This window comes from Microcoleus sp. D3_18a_C4 (genome assembly GCF_036702415.1).
In the GTDB taxonomy this organism is placed as follows: Bacteria; Cyanobacteriota; Cyanobacteriia; order Cyanobacteriales; family Microcoleaceae; genus Microcoleus.
In genome coordinates, this window is record NZ_JAUBTI010000002.1 from 69,312 (window position 1) to 89,497 (window position 20,186).

Annotated in this window: 21 protein-coding genes and 2 pseudogenes; 9 read left to right on the forward strand and 14 right to left on the reverse strand. The window is 46.0% G+C overall.

The features are described from left to right. Window positions 1-92: 92 nt before the first annotated feature. The 4 genes from fusA to QUB16_RS01395 form a co-directional block, all read right to left on the reverse strand. Complete coding sequence (gene fusA, locus QUB16_RS01380) at window positions 93-2,165, reverse strand: elongation factor G (RefSeq protein WP_333313495.1); 2,073 nt, start codon at window positions 2,163-2,165, stop codon at window positions 93-95. A 345-nt stretch (window positions 2,166-2,510) separates the two neighbouring features. Then, the gene (rpsG, locus tag QUB16_RS01385) at window positions 2,511-2,981 is read right to left on the reverse strand and encodes a 30S ribosomal protein S7 (protein WP_006632196.1); all 471 of its coding nucleotides are present in this window, start codon (window positions 2,979-2,981) and stop codon (window positions 2,511-2,513) included. 145 nt (window positions 2,982-3,126) lie between these two features. Then, window positions 3,127-3,507, reverse strand: coding sequence for a 30S ribosomal protein S12 (rpsL, locus tag QUB16_RS01390; RefSeq protein WP_006632197.1), 381 nt, complete (start codon window positions 3,505-3,507; stop codon window positions 3,127-3,129). Window positions 3,508-3,606: 99 nt separating this feature from the next. Further along, a complete protein-coding gene (locus tag QUB16_RS01395) occupies window positions 3,607-3,750 on the reverse strand; it encodes a hypothetical protein (protein ID WP_333108961.1) in 144 nt (47 codons plus the stop codon). 212 nt (window positions 3,751-3,962) lie between these two features. On the opposite strand from QUB16_RS01395, the gene QUB16_RS01400 reads away from it, so the two are divergent. Beyond that, window positions 3,963-4,166, forward strand: a complete 204-nt coding sequence (locus tag QUB16_RS01400; protein ID WP_333109740.1) for a hypothetical protein — start codon at window positions 3,963-3,965, stop codon at window positions 4,164-4,166. A 207-nt stretch (window positions 4,167-4,373) separates the two neighbouring features. Continuing rightward, window positions 4,374-5,225, forward strand: coding sequence for an Npun_R2479 family HD domain-containing metalloprotein (locus QUB16_RS01405; RefSeq protein ID WP_333313497.1), 852 nt, complete (start codon window positions 4,374-4,376; stop codon window positions 5,223-5,225). Between the two features lie 247 nt (window positions 5,226-5,472). Here QUB16_RS01405 and QUB16_RS01410 read toward each other — a convergent pair whose 3' ends face one another. From QUB16_RS01410 to QUB16_RS01420, 3 genes and pseudogenes are all read right to left on the reverse strand, one after another. Continuing rightward, entirely contained in the window at window positions 5,473-5,988 is a 516-nt protein-coding gene (locus QUB16_RS01410; RefSeq protein ID WP_333313499.1) for a transcriptional repressor, read from the reverse strand. Window positions 5,989-6,459: 471 nt separating this feature from the next. Beyond that, window positions 6,460-6,951, reverse strand: a pseudogene (locus QUB16_RS01415) (chlorophyll a/b binding light-harvesting protein); the annotation flags it as partial. 548 nt (window positions 6,952-7,499) lie between these two features. After that, window positions 7,500-8,237, reverse strand: coding sequence for a response regulator transcription factor (locus QUB16_RS01420; protein ID WP_039886887.1), 738 nt, complete (start codon window positions 8,235-8,237; stop codon window positions 7,500-7,502). A 495-nt stretch (window positions 8,238-8,732) separates the two neighbouring features. Here QUB16_RS01420 and QUB16_RS01425 point away from each other — a divergent pair. After that, window positions 8,733-9,926: pseudogene (locus QUB16_RS01425) on the forward strand (RNA-guided endonuclease InsQ/TnpB family protein). 356 nt (window positions 9,927-10,282) lie between these two features. Here QUB16_RS01425 and QUB16_RS01435 read toward each other — a convergent pair. The 5 genes from QUB16_RS01435 to QUB16_RS01455 all read right to left on the reverse strand — a co-directional run bounded on the left by QUB16_RS01435 (window position 10,283) and on the right by QUB16_RS01455 (window position 13,893). Next, window positions 10,283-11,245, reverse strand: coding sequence for an FTR1 family protein (locus QUB16_RS01435; RefSeq protein WP_333313502.1), 963 nt, complete (start codon window positions 11,243-11,245; stop codon window positions 10,283-10,285). Between the two features lie 103 nt (window positions 11,246-11,348). Then, on the reverse strand, window positions 11,349-11,783 hold the full coding sequence (locus QUB16_RS01440) for a ferritin-like domain-containing protein (RefSeq protein ID WP_333313504.1): 435 nt from the start codon (window positions 11,781-11,783) through the stop codon (window positions 11,349-11,351). Between the two features lie 116 nt (window positions 11,784-11,899). Beyond that, window positions 11,900-12,643: a hypothetical protein gene (locus QUB16_RS01445; protein WP_333313507.1), complete on the reverse strand. Its 744-nt coding sequence runs from the start codon at window positions 12,641-12,643 to the stop codon at window positions 11,900-11,902. Between the two features lie 15 nt (window positions 12,644-12,658). Then, window positions 12,659-13,132, reverse strand: a complete 474-nt coding sequence (locus tag QUB16_RS01450; protein WP_333256361.1) for a hypothetical protein — start codon at window positions 13,130-13,132, stop codon at window positions 12,659-12,661. Between the two features lie 125 nt (window positions 13,133-13,257). After that, window positions 13,258-13,893, reverse strand: coding sequence for a hypothetical protein (locus QUB16_RS01455; protein WP_333313509.1), 636 nt, complete (start codon window positions 13,891-13,893; stop codon window positions 13,258-13,260). 72 nt (window positions 13,894-13,965) lie between these two features. Here QUB16_RS01455 and QUB16_RS01460 point away from each other — a divergent pair, with 72 nt between their 5' ends. After that, on the forward strand, window positions 13,966-14,130 hold the full coding sequence (locus tag QUB16_RS01460; protein ID WP_333313510.1) for a hypothetical protein: 165 nt from the start codon (window positions 13,966-13,968) through the stop codon (window positions 14,128-14,130). Window positions 14,131-14,284: 154 nt separating this feature from the next. Here the strand turns inward: QUB16_RS01460 and QUB16_RS01465 are convergent, their stop codons facing one another. Further along, window positions 14,285-14,524 (reverse strand): hypothetical protein, encoded by a 240-nt coding sequence (locus QUB16_RS01465; RefSeq protein WP_333313512.1) that lies wholly within the window; start codon window positions 14,522-14,524, stop codon window positions 14,285-14,287. Window positions 14,525-14,526: 2 nt separating this feature from the next. Between QUB16_RS01465 and QUB16_RS01470 the strand changes: the two genes are divergently transcribed. The 3 genes from QUB16_RS01470 (at window position 14,527) to QUB16_RS01480 (ending at window position 17,095) form a co-directional block, all read left to right on the forward strand. Further along, the gene (locus QUB16_RS01470; RefSeq protein ID WP_333313514.1) at window positions 14,527-15,456 is read left to right on the forward strand and encodes an energy-coupling factor ABC transporter permease; all 930 of its coding nucleotides are present in this window, start codon (window positions 14,527-14,529) and stop codon (window positions 15,454-15,456) included. Continuing rightward, window positions 15,449-16,105, forward strand: a complete 657-nt coding sequence (locus QUB16_RS01475) for an energy-coupling factor transporter transmembrane protein EcfT (RefSeq protein WP_333313515.1) — start codon at window positions 15,449-15,451, stop codon at window positions 16,103-16,105. The genes QUB16_RS01470 and QUB16_RS01475 overlap by 8 nt, the downstream gene beginning before the upstream one ends. Before the next feature lie 255 nt (window positions 16,106-16,360). Beyond that, window positions 16,361-17,095, forward strand: a complete 735-nt coding sequence (locus tag QUB16_RS01480) for an ABC transporter ATP-binding protein (RefSeq protein ID WP_333313516.1) — start codon at window positions 16,361-16,363, stop codon at window positions 17,093-17,095. A 97-nt stretch (window positions 17,096-17,192) separates the two neighbouring features. Here the strand turns inward: QUB16_RS01480 and QUB16_RS01485 are convergent, their stop codons facing one another. Then, window positions 17,193-18,164, reverse strand: coding sequence for an ion transporter (locus QUB16_RS01485; RefSeq protein ID WP_333313713.1), 972 nt, complete (start codon window positions 18,162-18,164; stop codon window positions 17,193-17,195). Window positions 18,165-18,447: 283 nt separating this feature from the next. Here QUB16_RS01485 and QUB16_RS01490 point away from each other — a divergent pair, with 283 nt between their 5' ends. Both QUB16_RS01490 and QUB16_RS01495 read left to right on the forward strand, forming a co-directional pair. Continuing rightward, on the forward strand, window positions 18,448-19,455 hold the full coding sequence (locus QUB16_RS01490; protein ID WP_333313518.1) for a 2-hydroxyacid dehydrogenase: 1,008 nt from the start codon (window positions 18,448-18,450) through the stop codon (window positions 19,453-19,455). A gap of 196 nt (window positions 19,456-19,651) precedes the next feature. Then, window positions 19,652-20,089 carry a CAAD domain-containing protein gene (locus tag QUB16_RS01495; RefSeq protein ID WP_333313520.1) on the forward strand — a complete coding sequence of 146 codons (438 nt, stop codon included), beginning with the start codon at window positions 19,652-19,654 and terminating at the stop codon, window positions 20,087-20,089. Window positions 20,090-20,186: the final 97 nt, after the last annotated feature.

Consider the following 20,186-nt stretch of genomic DNA (forward strand, 5'->3'; position numbering starts at 1 on the left):
GTTCCTTGTTTCTTTTAGCGATTTTAGACTTGAGATTTTAGATTCTAGACTTTGGATTCAATCCAAAATCCAAAATCTAAAATCCATAATCATTAGTTCCCTTTGTTCTTAGCGATAATGGCTTCAGCCACGTTTCGCGGCACTTCTTCGTAATGGCTGAATTCCATTGTGAAGATGCCTCGACCTTGGGTTTTCGAGCGGATGTCGGTGGCGTAACCAAACATTTCTGCTAGTGGAACTTTTACAGAAACTTTGGCTATCCCCTGATCCGTCTCTTGACCTTCGATCTGACCCCGACGCGAGTTGAGGTCTCCGATGACGTTCCCGATGTAATCTTCGGGAACTTCAACCTCTACTTTCATCATAGGCTCTAGCAGCACTGGCGACGCCTTCATCACGGCTTCTTTGATCGCCATTGAACCGGCGATCTTAAATGCCATTTCTGAGGAGTCTACGTCGTGGAAAGACCCGTCTATCATAGTAGCTTTGAGGTCAATCACGGGATATCCTGCTACAATACCTGATTCGCACGCTTCTTTCATCCCTTGTTCTGCCGGGCCGATGTACTCTTTGGGTACAGTGCCACCAACAATTTTGGAGACAAATTCAAAGCCGCTTCCGACTTCGGTGGGTTCTAGTTCGATCACGACGTGACCGTACTGACCTTTACCGCCGCTTTGGCGGATAAATTTACCTTCGGCGCGGACGGATTTGCGAATGGTTTCGCGGTAGGCTACTTGTGGCTGACCCACGTTCGCTTCTACTTTGAATTCCCGCAGCATCCTGTCAACCAGGATTTCCAGGTGCAGTTCGCCCATACCGGCGATGACTGTCTGGTTGGTTTCTGGGTCAACGTTGACTCGGAAGGTGGGGTCTTCTTCCGAGAGCGACTGGAGGGCTTTGGAGAGCTTCTCCATGTCTTGTTTGGTTTTGGGTTCGACAGCCACCGAGATGACTGGCTCTGGAATAAACAGAGATTCCAGAATCACTGGCGCTCCTTCTTCGCAGAGGGTGTCGCCGGTGAAGGTGTCTTTCAAACCCAAGGCTGCTCCCAAGTCTCCGGCGCGCAGTTCCTCAACTTCTATCCGATCGTCCGCTTTGAGTACAATTAGGCGAGAAACCCGCTCTTTTTTGTCTTTGGTGGAGTTCAGGACGTAGGTTCCTTTTTTGAGGATACCGGAGTAGACGCGAACAAAGGTCAGGCGACCGTAGGGGTCAGCCATGATTTTGAATGCCAGGGCTGACAGGGGGGCGTTGTCGTCGGCAAACCGCTCTGCTGTGTCGCCGTTGGGCAGGAGTCCTTGAATTGGAGGAACTTCCAAGGGCGACGGCAGATAGTCTATGACTCCATCCAACAACAACTGAACGCCTTTGTTTTTGAATGCCGAACCGCACAACATGGGGACGATCGTACCTTCGACAGTGCCGTGACGCAGGGCCAAGCGGATTTCGTCTTCCGTTAACTCTTCGCCTTCAAGGTATTTCTCGGTGAGGGCGTCGTTGGTTTCTGCTACGGACTCGATCAGCTTGGTGCGGTATTCTACGGCTAGATCCTTTACTTCATCGGGGATTTCTACTTCCGCGATGTCGGTTCCCGTGTCGTTGTTGTAGATATAGGCTTTCATGTGCACTAAGTCTACAATTCCCCGGAAGTTTTCTTCACTGCCGATCGGGATTTGGATGGGTACGGCGTTCGCTCTCATTCGATCGCGAATTTGGCCGTAGACTTTGTAGAAGTTGGCCCCCATCCGATCCATTTTGTTGACGAACACGATCCTCGGTACTTTGTACCGATCTGCCTGTCGCCAAACTGTTTCGGATTGCGGCTGCACTCCCCCTACCGAGCAGAACACTGCGATCACTCCGTCGAGCACTCGCATCGAGCGTTCGACTTCGATCGTGAAGTCTACGTGTCCGGGAGTGTCGATGATGTTGATTTTGTAATCTTTCCAACTGGTGGTGATAGCAGCGGCAGTAATCGTAATTCCCCGCTCCCGCTCTTGCTCCATCCAGTCAGTGACTGCTGTTCCCTCGTGCACTTCACCCATTTTGTGAACCATGCCTGAATAGAACAGAATTCTTTCAGTTGTTGTTGTTTTGCCCGCGTCTATGTGGGCTGCGATGCCGATGTTGCGAGTTTTTTCTAGCGGGACGGTACGTGCCACAGCTACCTCCTTAATCTTGTGTTGCTGTTATAATACTATTATACTACACAGTAACCCTATTTTGCACTCCCCAGTGACTTACAAAAGTTTCGGGAGCTTATTGTTACATTTTAATATTTTTTGCAAGATTTGTTTACAAAAATATTAAGGATGCGACATGGAGGATTCAGAGAGTGCGTAAATTTTGAGTGCGTAAATTTTGATTTTGGGAGTTTTGAGTTTGCTTCACGAATCGCAACTGCGCCAAGAGAAGCAATCTCAACACTCAAAACTTACACTTGCCAATTTCTCACCCGATGCTTTTATACCGCACGATCGCGCTCTTCTCCATGCCAGTTGTTGCAGTTAGTAGCGGTAGTGAGCAAAAGCCTTGTTAGCTTCAGCCATGCGGTGAGTTTCTTCGCGCTTGCGAATAGCACTCCCTGTTTCGTTAGCTGCATCCATCAGTTCGTTGGCTAGCTTGGCTGCCATCGAGCGGCCGGTGCGGGCGCGGGCAAATCTGATCAGCCAGCGGAGGGCGAGGGTGGTACCGCGATCGGAACGCACTTCCATTGGCACTTGGTAGGTGGCGCCACCTACCCGGCGGGCTTTGACTTCTACCAAGGGTGTTGCGTTTTTGACTGCTTTTTCAAACAAGTCTAACGGTTCAGCCCCTGTGCGTTCTTGGATGGTTTTGAGGGCGTCGTAGACGATGCTGGAGGCAACGGATTTTTTGCCGTGCTGCATGATCCGTCTCACCATCATGCTTACCAACCGGCTGTTGTAGGTTGGATCTGGTGGAACTGGACGTTTTTGAATAACTGTGCGGCGAGACATAGTTCTATTTGGGATTTTTGATTTTGAATGATTGAGTTTGGGGTTTTGGGATCACATTTCGATTTATGACGATCGAGCGTGCAGTTGAGCGGCGCGATCGGATTTTTTTTTGCTTCCCAACCCCGGCGATCGGGCGAGTTCCGTGTTATTTTTTCTCTTTAGGACGCTTGGCCCCGTATTTGGAACGACCCTGCTTGCGGTCTTTCACCCCAGCGGTGTCTAATGTACCCCGAATGATGTGGTATCTAACTCCGGGCAAATCTTTTACCCGACCGCCCCGGATCATTACTACCGAGTGTTCTTGCAAGTTGTGACCGATCCCTGGGATGTAGGCGGTGACTTCAAAACCAGAGGTCAGCCGTACCCGAGCCACCTTCCGCAGCGCCGAGTTGGGTTTTTTCGGGGTGGTCGTGTACACTCTGGTGCAAACTCCGCGGCGCTGGGGGCAACTCTTGAGAGCTGGCGATTTGGTTTTTTTCTGCGTTTGTTCCCGTGCTGAACGGATGAGTTGCTGAATAGTGGGCATGAGTTACGGCATTTCTAGCTTTTTGCTGAATATAGTGATTTGGCTGTATCCGCACTGAAAGTCCCTTCCCCTCTGGGGGGACGGGATGAATGAAAATAATTATGGGTAAGTGAGGATACCAGACTCTGTATTGTACACGACGCGCGTTTCTTTGGCAAGAAATTTGCGCGATCGGCGATCGAACTTCCTTCCTTGCTGCAAGTTGGGAGGGGGCGAGCGCAACGGGAGAATGGTATGTGACATCCTATAATTTAGGCGCAACTATGATGATTGTCAGAGCCGTCAGCAAAATTTATGACGATCGCAATATCGCGCTTTTTCGATCGAATTACCATTGTTAGGAGAGGCGCCTTAACTCCAGCCTGCGATCGCATCACCGTCTATAGCCGATCTACATCACATAAAGTTATCTAAAATTGCCGGACAATAAGAAATATACATTGAGTTGACGGCAGATGACAACCAAAGCTTATATTCCTGAATATAAAATTTCCGAACTTTACTTGAACATTTGGAAATCCGGTAAGATCGATCGGACGGTGTTCCAGCAAATTCAATACGCAATTAATTCTCACAGTTTAAAAAGTTCAGACGATCGAAAAATTGTCAGCAGGCTGCTGTATGCAGTACGGCGGGGATGGGTGTCAGTGACGGACTGAGTTGCTTGGGAGTTTTGAGTCAGGGCGCGAGATTGCTTCGTGACTCCCCCGGCGTAGCAGCCTCAATGAGTTTTCAGATTGCCACCCACAGAGCACAACGCACAGGGGGTGCATGAGTTGTGAACTAAAATCTTATCCATAAAAGTAGAGGACTCCCCAATAGATGCACCGCTGTTAAAAGGAAATATTAAGGTAAAAGGACACGGTATGTTTAATTCTACAGAACTGCTGATCGAGGCTTTCATCGAACAACTTCAGAACGGGTACAGCCGCACTTACGGAGGCTACAAATCAGACTATGCTGACATTATTGCCTGGGTGGGGGCAATGGCGTTAGAAAACATCGCCAACAGCGACGCTCTTTATCACAATGTAGAACACGCCATTTGCATTAGCTTAGTCGGTCAAGAAATCTTGCGGGGAAAACACATTCGCAAGGGCGGAGTTTCCTGCGAAGATTGGCTGCACTTCATCATTTCTTTGCTGTGCCAAGACATCGGATATGTCAAAGGAGTTTGCCGGCAAGACCAAGAATCAGAAGGATTGTATGCTACGGGAAAAGATGGCATGAGAATTGCACTGGCTCCCGGTGCAACAGCGGCCAGCCTAGCTCCTTACCGAGTTGACAGAGCTAAATTGTTCATTGACGAGCGCTTCGGCAACCACAAGCTAATTAATGCTGAGATAATTAAGCAGAACATAGAACAGACTCGTTTCTCGGTGCTGGACGGCCACACTGACGAGGATGCAGTTAATTACTCTAGTTTAGTTCGCGGTGCTGACTTGATAGGTCAGCTCAGCAACCCGCAATATTTGCAGAAAATTGGCGCGCTGTTTTACGAGTTGGAAGAAAGCGGTGCTACTAAACTTTTGGGCTACCGACATCCGGGCGACTTGCTGCAAAGCTACTCTAAGTTTTACTGGAGCGGCATTTATCCTCACATCAGTGAATCTCTAGGTTACTTGCAGTTGACGCAGGAAGGCAAACAGATTGTTGCTAGTTTGTACGCTAACATATTTCGGATGGAACACCAACGTTGCGATTCTGAGGTTGCTTGACGGAAGGGGAAGGGAAAGGCGAAAATTTTTGAATGCGTGACATTGCTTTTCTAATAATTGCTTAGCTAACATTGCTTGAAATTCCTTCCAATGCTATTAATAAGCAGAAGGGGTTTTGAATGCGTGAGATTGCTTTCCTAAGAATCACTTCGCTAGCATTCCTTGCAACGCTATTGCCGTACCTGAGTTCAAGAGTTACCAATTACCAATTACCAATTCCCCATTCCCTAAGTGTATTCCATCCAAATCAACTAATTTCCTCATCAATTTCTGAATGATATCTGGGACACAACCAATTGCTGGGTACTAAAGAAGGCCATCCCTCCCGTAGCGCTTCCAAACAAACAGCTCGCACAGTTAATTGACAGTCAAGCAGTTCTACCCCAGCTTTTTCAACTTGCTTTTTGCCAATTCTTAAAATAGATTCCTCGCTAAATTCAAAGGTTTTGTGACACTGAATGCAAACCAGATGGTGGTGGTGGTACAATTCGGGAAAATTCAGTTCGTAATGTTTGTGTCCTTCTGCTAATTCTAGTTCACGCAAAATTCCTATCCTTGCTAATAAATGCAGCGTTCGGTAGACAGTAGACAAGCCAATTCGTTCTCCTTTATTCTGCAAAGTCTTGTATAATTCTTCCGCACTTAAATGATTGCCTTGCGGTAGATTTTGAAAGACACTCAAAATAGTTTCTCGCTGGGGAGTCAGGCGGCAGCCTCTTTGGTTGAGTTCGACTTTGAGTGAGTTAGCACTGTATAAATTCATGTCGGGAAAAATAAAAAAGTTGAACCAGGATTGTCATGGATTATCTGTTATTTATTCGTGCTATTTTTTAGATGCTCCTAAAGTATGTTTTCCGTGAGAATCCATATAACTCTAGACTCCCCCTTTAGCCCAAAGTAATCTGCTAGCCACCTATCCCCCTTGCTACAAGTGGAAGTGAAAAAGTGGTTTTCGCTAATTCAGGGTGATTTTTGTGAAGTTTAGAGCAATGTTGCGGAGAAGCATTGGTAAAACAAGTCTTAGGTTCAAAGTGAGTGCAACCATCGCATCTTCAGTACAAGCAACGCACGGGCCCACTGTAAATGTGAGGCGGGAATCGTTAGCAAAAAAATCCCAATAACAAGGAATTGGATACAAGCGCTTGATTTGATGCGCTCCTTCTGGCAATGTTACGGACAGACTCCACAAAAATAATCAAAGTGGCAATACATAAATATTAGAAAAAGACAGTCATAAACCACGGAAATACATAGCTTTGGTCACCAACAAGAAGGTAGCGACACCCAGCAAAACTAGGCGGATGCCCAAGATGGTGGTCATTTTGTCTGCGTCTTCCCATGTGTAGCCAAAGAAAGAAGTTCTTGCTTCGAGGGTGGCTGGCCCTTTGAGCGAGTGAAAGATGCCACCGAAGCCGACAAAAGCTGAGCTGATTAGGTGAATCCCGCTAACGGCGAAGTACAAATCAGTATCGACAATTTTGCCTCCCGCACCACCGCCCAAGCCGAGTCTGGCTAGGTTTGGCAATAGGATTAAGCCTTGTTCGTACATGGGCAATTCTGGGTTAAAGCGGAAAAGCTCCAATAGGGTATAGGTTCCCGCCCAGAAGACGATGAGGCCGGCGTGGGCGACGTGGGTACCGAGCAAACGGCCCGAAAGGTTGATTAAGCGGGCTTTGCCGACCCACCAGGGAAATGATTTTCCTTCGGCTGGGAAGGATTTTGCCATGCTGGTCACGGCGATTTACCTCTTGAGAAAGATGTCAGTGGAGTTTTAAGCGATCGCAGGTTATTGATATAGATAATCAACAATTTTAGTAGTTTCGTCAAGGGGTATTTGAGAAAAATTTTCACTGATTGGAGTTCAGGTATGTAAATCTGTAGGAAAAAACATCGTTATATCACGATGATGACTGTTTTTGGCGCTTGATCGGAGTTTGGCCTCTCGTTAGCAAAAATAGCAGCTAAAGGAATACCTCTAAATTTATTGATAAATAGTATTATTAAGGGGTATGATGGCTAGACTATTGTTTAAGTAGCTATCCCATCCTCTCGGAAAATACAAGGTGGAAAAAGAAATCCGGTACTTTCCTATGGACAAGCTTCTCTAAAAGTACGGTTGGAGGAGGGTGCAGGATTGTTTTTTTCCGAATCAAGAGAGTCAATGCCTACTTGTTGACATATTCACTCAAACTCCAAACAACAAAGCCTGAGAGCTAATGCTCTCAGGCTTTTCTAGCTGAATTTTTCACTGCTTGTTGCATCTGGCGGGCTAGCTCAAGCAGAGGATTTGGTTTCTTCAGCTACTTGCTCGTTGTTGGGTAACTCCAGGCAATAACCAGCCCCGTATACGGTTTTGATGTACCGAGGATGGCGGGGATCGGGTTCCATCTTGGTTCTCAGGTGTCTGATGTGTACACGAATTGTTTCGATGTCGTCGTCGGGGTCGTAACCCCACACTTCTTTGAGAATTTCGCTGGGAGAGACTGTCTGACCGTGGCGCTGAAGCAAGCAGTGCAGCAACTCAAACTCTAGATGGGTCAGTTTGACTGTCTGAGCGTACCAAACAGCTTCAAACCTTTCGGGGACAAGGGTCAGCGGGCCGTAATTCAGAATTTCGGAGTGTTTGGCAGCTTGGGGGATGCGGTCTGTTCGCCTTAGTAGAGCTCGCACTCGCGCTAGCATCTCTTCTAGTTCAAAGGGTTTGGTCAGGTAGTCGTCGGCGCCGGAGTTGAAGCCTTCTACTTTGTCTTGAGTTTGACTTAAGGCTGTCAACATCAAGACGGGAATGTCTGAGGTGCGCTCGTCACGCCGCAAACGCTGACATACGGTGAATCCGTCTACTCTAGGCAGCATGAGGTCTAGCATGATCAGGTCGGGGAGCAGTTGTATTGCTAGTGCCTGACCTTTGATGCCGTCTTCTGCCTGGGTGACTTCGTAGCCAGCCATTTCTAGGTTGACGGCTACGAGTTCGGCGATCGCCGCGTCATCATCAATAACAAGTATCCGGGGCATCATTATTTATCTCACCGCTAACCAGATTGGGGAGGCTACAGCCTTCTGGGGGTTCCAGGTAACTTTAACAAGCAATTTTTTAATTTTAAGCTTCATTTAAGAATTATAAGGTTGATTAAGACCTTTTTGAGCTATGTAAAAATTGTTGTATTAATTATAAGCGCCTTCAGTGGTTATCAGAAAGACTGTTCGCCAGAAATCTGGCCTGGAGTAGATTTTTTGTTGGCGGGCGCGACTTCTGTGGCGACGAGTGAGGATGGGATTTGAGATTTTAGAGCCACCCTGCGTTTGTTTGCTCGTAGTGGGTCATCGCCCCTGTTCTCGATCGACACCTTTGCGGGGCTGACCTTGCCAATTCTGCTCTCTGCAAGTTACCAAGAAACTGGGTCTAAATCCCCGTCCTTATAGGACGGCTTTAATTATAAGTAATATGAAGAATTATTAAATATACAGACTTGTAAGTAAAAGTTTTAGCAAAAGTGAGAGACTATTCTAATGATAGTTTTAGAGTTTAAGTTGAAGGGCAAAGCGGAACAATATCGAATCATAGACGACATGATTCGGACGGCTCAATTTGTCCGAAATAAAACTCTTAGACATTGGGTAGACAATCAAGGGATTAAGCTAGTAGACCTGTACAAACAATGCGCGGTTATGGCAAAAGAGTTTGAATGGGCGGGCAAGCTTAATTCGACGGCACGTCAAGCTTCAGCGGAACGTGCCATTTTTGCTATCCAACGTTTCTTTGCTAATTGCAAAAGGAAAAAACCCGGAAAAAAGGGATATCCACAGTACAAGAAACATACTCGTTCCGTGGAGTACAAGCAATCCGGTTGGGCGCTTTCTACCGACAAAAGATGTCTAACATTTAAGGACGGTTTTGCTGCTGGGAGATTTAAGTTAATCGGCAGTCGGGATTTGCATTTCTATGCGCCCGATGAGATTAAACGAATCAGGGTTGTGCGTCGTGCCGACGGATACTACGCCCAATTCTGCATCAACGTTGAACGAAAAGAGGAACCCGTTTCTACTGGTAAATTTATTGGCATAGATGTCGGGTTAAACCACTTCTATACTGACAGCGACGGTGAAACAGTTCCTAATCCTCGGTATCTCAGAAAAAGTGAAAAAGCTTTGAAGAGATTGCAGCAGCGAGTTTCTCGGAAAAAGAAAGGTTCCAGAAACCGGAAAAAAGCGCTCAACAAGTTAGGAAGAAAGCACCTAAAGGTTAGTCGGCAGCGTAAAGACTTCGCCATAAAGACGGCATTGTGCGCGGTGAAATCTAACGATTTCGTAGCCTAGGTCGAACTTCAGGTGCGGAACATGGTTAAAAACCACAAGCTCGCTAAATCAATTAGCGATGTGGCGTGGTCATTGTTTGCTCAATGGTTGGAATATTTTGGAAAAGTGTACAGCAAAACAGTAATTGCTGTTCCACCTCAGTACACTTCCCAGGATTGTTCAAATTGTGGAAACCTAGTCAAGAAAACTCTGTCAACTCGAACCCATATTTGTAGTTGTGGTGCGGTGTTAGATCGCGATCGCAATGCCGGAAAAAACATTTTGGTAAAGGGTTTGAAGCAGGCAGGAATCAATTTAAATACGGTGGGGCACACCGGAATTCACGCTGGGGGACAGACCGATCTCTACTCGCTGGTGGTGATATCAACGAGCAAATCGACTGGATGATCCAAGAATCCCTGCGCCTTCAGGTCAGGGAGTGTCAAATATTTTCGACGATCGCCCACTCTACGACTTGTGATTTATAAACTTCGTGAGGTTGAGAAAAATTTTGTTTTTTTTGAGGGTTAGCCCTTGCTTTTTTTAGCTCTTGACTGTATTATTTAATAATATAAATCTAACTATTTATTTTCAAAAAAATCAGTATTCCCATTATTAAATAATATCATACAAATGTCAAAGAGTCTATCCCAAACCCCTAAAATTTTTGGCCGATTTTGGAAAATCAGGCAATTTTTTTGGTGCCTCAGAAGCAGTGAAAGCAGTGAAAGCAGTGAAATAAGCTGTAACCATAGCCGACAGAACTACTGAGAAAGAGTTGATTTTTGAGCGGGCTGAGTATTTTTGTTGGGAAGAGTCGCCTGAGAGCCTAATTTTTGGAAATAAAGACCGCCGATGGTGGCTAAGAATATTGTGTAAGCCGCTGCTTGGACGAGATAAAGTCGATCTCTGTATCCAAACAGTGCTTTGAGAATCACTCCGGGAAATTGTCGATCGGGCAAAATTGCCGCTGCATTCCACACCATCGGCCCTAAAATACAAGAGTGGACTGGTGCGAGGCGATCGTAATAAAAACAAATCGCTGCATACTTGCTATTCATCTGCGACAAAATTCCAGCGGCTTGGTCAAAATGTTTGAGTGCAGATACTGCCAAACCTGCCACGATTAACAGCAACAAAATCCCCATAAACTTGAAAAACAGGCGGATATCAATTTTTACGCCCCACTTGAACAGTAGCGCGCCAATGATTGCCGCCCCAGTCAAACCGCCCAAAGCACCTAAAGCGGGACTCAAACCTTGTTGAAATTGAGCGCTGACAAATATAACTGTTTCAAAACCTTCGCGCAGTACCGCAATAAAAATTAAGCCAAATACGCCCCAGCCGGCATTGCTATTTTCTGTCAAAGCTGCTGTAACTGCTCCTTCAACTTCAGCTTTGAGAAAGCGCGCTTGCTGAGTCATCCAAATTAGCATCCAGCTTAGCATTGCGATCGCCACAATTCCCAATACGCCCTCTAATAGCTGTTTAATGACTGGTGCGTAAGGCTGCTCCGATGTTGAGAGTGCTGCGAGCAATCCATTGAATAGAACACCCACAAAACCGCTAGCAGCAATGCCGGCTGCGACACCTGCATACACCCAAGAATTGAGGTGACTTTGCTCGGCTTTTTTGAGGCAAGCTAGTACAATTCCGACGACTAAGGCGGCTTCTACACCTTCGCGCAGGGTAATTACAAAAGTTGGTATGGCTTCACTAAAATTCATTTTTTATAATCCTGGGGCATGGGCATGGGGCGTTGGTCATTGGTGATTGGAAATAACCAATAACCAATAACCAACAACCAATAACAACTAACTAATGATTAAATCAACTATAATCGCGCAGCATTTTTTTCAGTTCTACTTGGTGCAATTCTTCTTGTCCAATTAGATTGCGGGCATATTCTTCCAAATAAACGCTGGAGTCAGTCACAACGTCAAGTAAAGATTTATACTTTTTGAGCGCTTTTTTCTCGTGATTTAAACTTTCTTCCAATAAGTCTTTCACGGAGTGTTTGTAGGTTTCTTCGATGGGAGCAATTCTCTGACTGGGATGCCCCTCTAAACCGGTGAGAATTTCTCCTGCTTGTTGGGCGTGGAGTAGGGATTCCGTTGCTTGTGCTTTAAAAAACTGCACGATGGGAATCCGGTTTGGCCCTGTCACCATTAGTGAATAGTGGGTATAGCGCACGACACCTGCAAGTTCCCATTCCATGATGGTGCATAGCAGTTCCTGAGTTTTTTTTTCGTCAAGTTCTTTCATTTGTTGTTTTAGATGTAGAATGCCTTAGAGGGCGCTGTTTATAATATCACATTGAAGTTAAAAATGAAAAGTAAGGTGCGGATGGCGCACCTTACCGGAGAGATGTTGTATCTGAGTTAGGGGTTAACTTCTAAGGTTCCAGTAGGAGCAAACACTACAGTAAACTTAGCGACTGGTGCTGCACTGTTGCTGCTAGTTTCGGGAGATTTGAGCAGATTTGGCAAAGGAGTTTCTTGGGTGTAATCCTTGGCTGGTTGATTGAGGGGCTCGAAATTGTCGATCGCCCCATCTTGACTTGTAGTGACTCGATAGACTAGATTTTGATGGAACGTAGGGCTAGTTTGCCAACTTCGATCGATGCGATCGTAGACTTTTAGAGCTAGCTCATCTAGTTTTACGCGATCCGTAATTTCTGCTGTCTGATTTGTTCCATCCACCGCCTGAACTTGCTGCTGGCCTGCTGATACAGGTACAGCTTGGACAGTCTTATCTGTAGGGCTACTCGCAATAGCCGTTTCAGTAGACGTATTAGTGGAAGGTACAACCTCTGGAGACTTGTCAGGCAGCTTTTTTTGGCTGTCAACCGCTAAATAGGAATTATTTGCAGCCGGAAGCGCACTGCTACTCGCAATAGCTGGTTGGGCCAGTCCCTTAGCAACAGCATTAGCAACAGCATTAGGGGGATTTTGCCCCTCGATTGTCAAAGACTTGACGTGGGAACCGAGAAACTTTTCTTTTTGGCTGACGCGCCACATTGAGATAGGAAAAGTGACAAAGAAAAGAGTCAAAACTCCCATACTAATCCAAACTATTTTGTGCATCTCCCTGGCTGGGATCGGCTTATTTTTTGTTTCCATCATCAAACCTCGCATTACTTAAGTTAAGGGCAAATATGGGAAGAGAGGATGCCAGGACATAGCTGTCGCAGCAACTAACAAAGCAAACATCCAGAAAAATATGGTGCGACTTTTAATCTGCTGATTTTTCCACAGCAGATGCAGAATTGGCCAACTGACAAGCCAACCGACAAGCAACATAGTTTCTTTGCCCGTATAGCTGCCGATGTTGCCCCACAATTCATCATTAGTCTTGCTTCCGGGAATCCAACTACCGAGGTTCCAAAGCATTTCGTTTATCTCTTTGGATGTGTCCCCTAAATGGTGACTCACCATCATTGTGAAACAACCAATAGCAGCGCTCACTATTGCTGCGGCTGCTGGGCCCGAAACGCTAGGCGCAGTTGCCGAACCCTCAGCTAAACCGTTAGGAAAGTGTTTTAATTTGCTCCAAAATTTTCCGTAAAAAGGTTCATCACCCGCATGACTTTGGCGGGATAATTGTCTGGTCATTTCACAAATCTCCTTTGATAGTTGATAGTTGGTAGGGGCAGTGCCACCCAGCCTTGAGAGTCAATCGATTGAGAGTTGAGAGTTGAGAGTCGCTCGATTGATAGTTGATAATTGGCAAATGCTGACTACAAAGCATGAATTTTAGCAACGCCAATTCCACTTACCATGCCACCCATTGAAAAAAACATTAGCGCCATCAAAGCTACACAGGTTGCGGTTAAAACCGGGCGATTCTGCTTTTCTAAAATTGCATCGCCGTAACTCCACAGAATCCAGGTGCAAGCTATTGCTAATGGCAGGGTAAATAGGACGCTAAACTCGTGATATTCCATCAAAACATACTGCCCTAAAGGCGAGTTTTCTTTCAGCCAAGCCCGTGCTCCGCCAAATTCCAGGCCGGCCCGATAACGCATATAAGCCCAATTGCCGGTAGCTATGGCTAAAAAGCTCAAAATAGATGACCAAAAGGCTAATGTACGCATTTGCGGCAAGATTTTACCGGCACCCCGCAGCAAGGGGAAAGCTAAATGTCCCGTGTAAACCATCACTACCATTGCAAACATTGCGCCTAAGCCGTGAATGGTTCCCATCAATCGTTGCCAATGGCTGGGATGCAGTAGGTTGACTAAAGGTAAAAACAGAAACATACTAGCCGATAAAAAACTCAGTCCGTAGATAGAAACTTGAGCGATATCTAACTGTCTGGGAAATTCAGATGGAACTAAATCGGTAGTTGAGTCTTGGGGTGAGTGCTGCACCACTGGCAAACCTCCTGTAGGTTGTGCGGGAAATTACTTGAGAATAAGCGCATTAGTATTTTGAGTTTCTTGATAATGCAGCTCGTGCGGGCCAAGCCGATCGATCGCACTTTGGCGCGATCGACAACTGCAAACCTACTGCTAACTATATTGAGTCGCAATAAATCGCTCTTTTTAGTTTCTATAACACGCAATACTTTGGCTTTGACTAGCTATCTGCTAATTTCACTGCTGCGGTAGTCAAAAACTTAATGCTATTTATTCTCAAGAGTTGAGAATAAAACCAATGATAGATTTTCAGTATATTCTTTATATTTTTTTAATATTCTTGTTTTAGCTGGACGGTGAATACAATTTTGGAGTTGAATCGCTAAACAAATATTGATAATTCTTATCAAAAAGCTTTAATGTGCAGGCTGTCTGTAAAATATCCGAATAATTCTTCAGGATTATTTAATGTAAAATTTCTCATCCTCAAAATTGTGCCCGTGAGGCGGTAATCTATATCCAATAAGCGATCGCCCGCCACCAATCCCCCGATCGCTCGATCCCAGAAATACCCCCACAGGGGATGGTAAATTTTTGTGAAAAATAGTTGACTAAAGGGCTGGAACTTCTCTCGTTTGGGATACATCAATGCACATACCTGATGGTTTTCTTTCACCGCCAGTAGCCGTTGCCACCGGCATAGCAAGTGCAGCAGTAATTGCAGTTGCCCTGAATCGAACCCGCGCGAGTCTGGGACTCCGACAAGCCCCAATCATGGGCTTAACCACAGCTTTCGTGTTTGCAGCCCAGATGATCAACTTTCCCGTAGCCGGCGGCACCAGCGGCCACTTGTTGGGAGGAGCGCTGGCATCCGTCGTTTTGGGGAACCCTTGGGCGGCAACTTTGGCAATGAGCACGGTTTTTATAATTCAGAGCGTCTTGTTTGCTGACGGGGGCATCACCGCCCTGGGAGCCAATATTTTTAACATGGGGCTAGTTGGCATTTGGGTGGGCTGGTGGCTGTTGCAGCCATTGCAGCAACTCTTGGGAGGTTCCAGAAATCGTTTGCCCCTAGCCGCGGGCATCGCCGCTGGCCTCAGCGTCGTGGCTGCTTCGATTAGTGTGGCGATCCAATTGGCAATTTCTGGTACAGTAGGGCTCAATATCGCATTGCCAGCAATGGTAGGCGTACATATTTTAATTGGCATTGGCGAAGGGGTAATTACAGGCGGCGTGTTAACTTATCTCGTCAAAGTACGGCCGGATTTACTGCCGGGACAACAGCCACAATTGCAGAAATGGGTAGTGCCAGTAATCGGAGTGTTATTAATTTCGGGCGTGCTTTCACTGTTCGCTTCAAGTTGGCCCGACGGGTTAGATTCGGTAGCGGAAAAATACGGCTTTAAAGATAAAGAAGCTGTGGCGATCGAAAATCCTACTCCTTTAGCAGATTACACAGTTAAAGGATTAGAAGAACAGCCTATTGGTACTAGCATTGCTGGACTTTTAGGGTCTGCCTTCAGCTTCGGCGCGGCTTTTGGGATTGCTCAGTTGGTGGTAAAACCTAAAGATGTCTAAACTCTCCATACCTTTTCGATTGCGGCTGTCTTTGACAATGGTCATCGGCATTGGTTTTATGAAGACAGGCGCTTGGCTGTGGCTGGGGATTTATGGGGCGATCGCACTTTTTTGGTCGTTTTGGCTCAGGGCTCCGGTGCGAACCCTAGCGCAACTGTTGGGAGCAGAATTGATTTTTCTCTCCTTATTAGTGCTGCCCCAAGGTTGGGAACGTGCCAGTTTTTTGTTGCTGCGTTCCCTAATTTGCCTGCTAATTATGAACAGTTTTCTGCTAACTTTGCCACCCCACAGTTTCGGAATCGCCCTCAAAGGATTACCCCTACCAGCAGGTTTGCAAGAGATTGTACTTTTAACAGGACAATACTTAGAAATCCTGCTGTCCGAAGTCAACCGCATGAAAATATCAGCCCAACTCCGGGGCTTGTCCGGTACCGGAGGATGGCTGCGCTACGCCAGTGCTTCCATGATCGGAGCGCTTTATTTGCGAAGTCTCGATCGGGCAGAAAGAGTACACGCAGCCATGCTAATTCGCGGGTATCAAGGAGCTTTACCTGCCGACTCAAAATCAACACCAAAAGAGCGACTCTGGCTGACACTAGCAATTTTAATCGCAGCCGGATTAACAACAGCTTCTTACGGTTATTCGTAATTGGGCATTGGGCATTTAACTGGTTCCCAGGCTCTGCCTGGGAATCCATATCCAGAGGCTCTGCCTCGCTTCTTGCGGAGGAAAATTGGAGGCAGAGCCTCCCGATCTGCGTTCCCAGGCAGAGCCTGTGAACGAGTAGAATTGGTAATTGATTAATTCATTCCTCTACCTTTTGCCTTCTCCCTTCCCCTCTCTGCGCCCTCTGCGCTCTCGGCGGTTAAATACTCTTAATCCTAAAATCGAGGAAAATAAAAATTGACTATACTCAAATCCGTGCCAACAATCGAAGTAGAAAATTTAGTATTCGGATATCCCGCTCAAAAGCCAGTATTGCGGGGAATTTCTTTTAGTTTGCAACCGGGAGAAAGAGTTGCTCTACTCGGCCTGACAGGTGCTGGTAAAAGCACTTTGCTCGAAAACTTGATCGGATTAAAAATGCCTCAAGCGGGCGAGATTAGAGTGCAGGGAAAAAAGTTGGAAGAGGCCACTTTATCGCAGGCGCGCAGGCAGATTGGATTTTGCTTTCAAGACGCTAACGATCAGCTATTTATGCCGACTATTTTAGAGGATGTCATGTTCGGGCCGCGCAATTACGGAGTGCCGCCGGGAGTTGCGCGCGATCGAGCTTTATCGCTATTAGACGAATTTGGTTTAGTAGAATTTGCCAACCGTTCGGCCCACGAACTTTCAGGAGGCCAAAGAAGGTTAGCAGCCTTGGCAGCAATTTTAGCATTAGAGCCGGCAATTTTGATCTTAGACGAGCCGACCAACGGACTCGATCCCTCGTGGCGGCGTCACTTGGCTAAGGTTTTGTCCCAATTGCCGATCGAGGTAATTTTGATCGCTTCTCATAATTTGAATTGGATCGGAAAAACGACTCAAAGGGCGTTAGTTTTGGCGGATGGTGAGATTAAAATTGACAGAAAAACCCAAGATTTGCTGGCAGATAAATCAACTCTCGAATATTACAATTTGCCGCCAGATTGGTAATTAGCCATTGGTCATTAGTCATTACATAAAGCAGTGATAACTAACCACAAGCGATGGTAACGCTTGGGTGGCAATTACAGGCAATATATATCTGTAATTACAGCTCGAATTTGCGGACTGCTTCATTGTACAGGTGAATAGCTAAATCGCAAATAATTTGTTCATTTTGAAACTCACTTCCTAACTTCTGTTTTGCCGTTTGAACACACATTTTCATCAACTCTGATGAACTTTCGATGTGAAGTGCGATCGCCCTTTGCTTTTGGTCAAAGCCGACCTCGATTTCCGCCAGCCTTTTGACCGATTGACAATTCGCAGATTGCTCTAAATTTGCCGCCATTCTTTCCTGCTTTCTCCTTTGGACTTCCTCGGAAAAACCTGCAGCAATGAGCCCCGCAGGTAACGCAAAAATTCCAATTCCCAAAAATGCTAATATTGCTCCTAACAATTTCCCTAAAGGAGTGATTGGATAAATATCACCGTAACCGACAGTAGTTAAGGTCACAACTCCCCACCACATTGCATCGGGAATGCTCGCAAAAGTTTCGGGATGCGCCTCGTATTCAACAAAATACATGACGCTAGAGGCAAATATTAACAGAATAAAAACTGCAAAGGCGGTGGCAATTAACTCCTCTTTTTTATCGTACAATACTGCTCCCAGAGTTCTGATTGACTCAGAATAACGGCTCAGTTTTAGCAACCGCAACAAGCGCAGAACACGAATTAAATTAACGAAGTTGAAACTAGGAAATAACAGCAAGAAGTAAAAAGGTAAGATGGAAATTAAATCTATCAAACTTAGCGGTGTCAGAGCATATCTCAATCTTCCCCAAAGCGGGTGGCTGTATCTGCGATCGACTGTAGACACCCACAGTCTCCAAATATATTCTATTGTAAATACTAAGGAGGAAACAATTTCGATTTTTGCCAAAAGCGATGTGTGTTCTGGCGACAATGTGGGCGAAGTAGAAGCAATAAAAGCTGCGACGTTTATCAGAATTAAACAAGTTATAAAAACATCATCTGCTAAACTGTATAAATTGCTTGAGTCTGACGTTTCTAAAATTTCCTAAATTATAGTTTTGAGTTGTTTACGCATCTGAGTTTCTCCTAAAAAATTAGCAGTTAATGCTCGCGCTTTACTACAGTCTAAGCAATTGGATTCAAAAAATTAAGCAGGAGTTGCCCTCAAGCTCAAAAAATGGTTTCTTGAGAGAGGCTCTTGTTACGAAATTCAATATTTCTCATGGAAAGTGGGTTGTTTGGGGCAGAGGCAACGGCGTTCTAGTAAAATTTAGAGTTGATCGGGAAAGAATTTCCCACTATTACTGGGTTTGCAGGCAAAAATCATGAAGGTAGCCGTATTCAGCACTAAATCCTACGATCGCACATTTCTGGAAGCAGCGAATGTCGGCGGCAAACACGATTTAGTTTTTTTTGAACCGCGTCTGAACCTGGAAACCAGCGTTTTGGCTGCTGGATTTCCGGCAGTCTGCGCGTTCGTGAACGACTCCTTGGACGCGAAAACGCTGCTTAGCATTGCCGAAAAAGGCGTCCGCTTGCTGGCCCTGAGATCGGCCGGATTCAATCACGTCGATTTAGCAGCAGCGAAGGATTTAGGCTTAACTCTCCTGCGAGTTCCTGCTTATTCTCCCTACGCAGTGGCCGAACACGCAGTCGCTCTGATTTTGTCCCTCAACCGCAAAATCCACCGGGCCTACAACCGCGTCCGCGAAGGCAATTTCGCCCTAGACGGCTTGTTGGGTTTTGACCTCCACGGCAAAACGGTGGGAATCGTCGGAACAGGCAGAATTGGCGCAATTACTGCTCAAATTCTGCAGGGATTCGGGTGTCGCCTGCTGGGATACGATGTTTACCAAAACCCGGATTGCCTCGCCCTAGGCATGGAATACGTCGCACTCCCGGAACTCTTCGCCGCCTCTGATATTGTCAGCCTCCACTGTCCGCTGATACCGGAAACTTACCATTTAATCGGTGCAGAGGCGATCGAGCAAATGAAACCGGGAATGATGCTGATCAATACCAGCCGCGGTCAGTTGATTGACACTAAAGCTGTTACCAAAGGGCTGAAGTCGGGTAAAATTGGCTACCTCGGCTTAGATGTGTACGAACAAGAGACGGATCTGTTTTTTGAGGATTTGTCAAATCAGGTCATTCAAGACGACGTTTTTCAGCGTTTGCTGACTTTCCCCAACGTCCTGATTACCGGACATCAAGCTTTCTTCACCGAGGAAGCTTTGAAAAATATCGCCGAAACCACGATCGGCAATATCACCGACTTTGAACAAGGACGCCCTTGCCCGAATCAAATCGACCTCGATCGAGTGAAAAAATGAGTCAAAAGAGCGATTTGGCAACGAGGGAAATTGTTTAAAATCAAGTCATATCGTTATTTTTGCTTGCAATTTGTGAAACTCTGCCTTAGTCTCATCAATTAGTCCCTGCAGCGGGGATGCTGTGCTAATTGCCGGAGAATTATACTGGCAGCAATTCACAGCCTGCAATTTTACCTGACAACGGAGGAAGTATTCAATGACACAAGCTAACTTTTCTGACGACGCACAAACAGTCACTGAAATCGTCACAGTAGACCTGGTGGCTGACCAACCGGGGGTCATGACTACAGTGACAACCACAGAAACACCGGCCAGCCAGTTCCAAGATATTAAAGACCAAGTTCTTACAATTTTGTCGGAACTCCCAGCCTATCTATCCAATTTTTTTGCTGACTACCAAAAGCCCCTCATAACTGTTGGTTTAATTCTGGCAGGCGGTATTAGTATTAAGGTAATGCTGGGAGTTTTAGGTGCTCTTAATGATGTCCCTTTGGTAGCTCCAGTTTTTGAGTTGATTGGCATGGGATATACGGGTTGGTTTGTTTACCGCTATCTGCTCAAGGCTTCCGATCGCCAAGAGTTGTTAACGGAAATTGATTCTTTAAAAGAACAAGTTGTAGGTAAAGATTCTTAGAGGAAGTCATTAGTCATTAGTCATTGGTCCTTGGTTATTTGTTATTTGTGAGTGTCTACCAATCACCGATAACACATAACCAGCAACCAATGCCCAA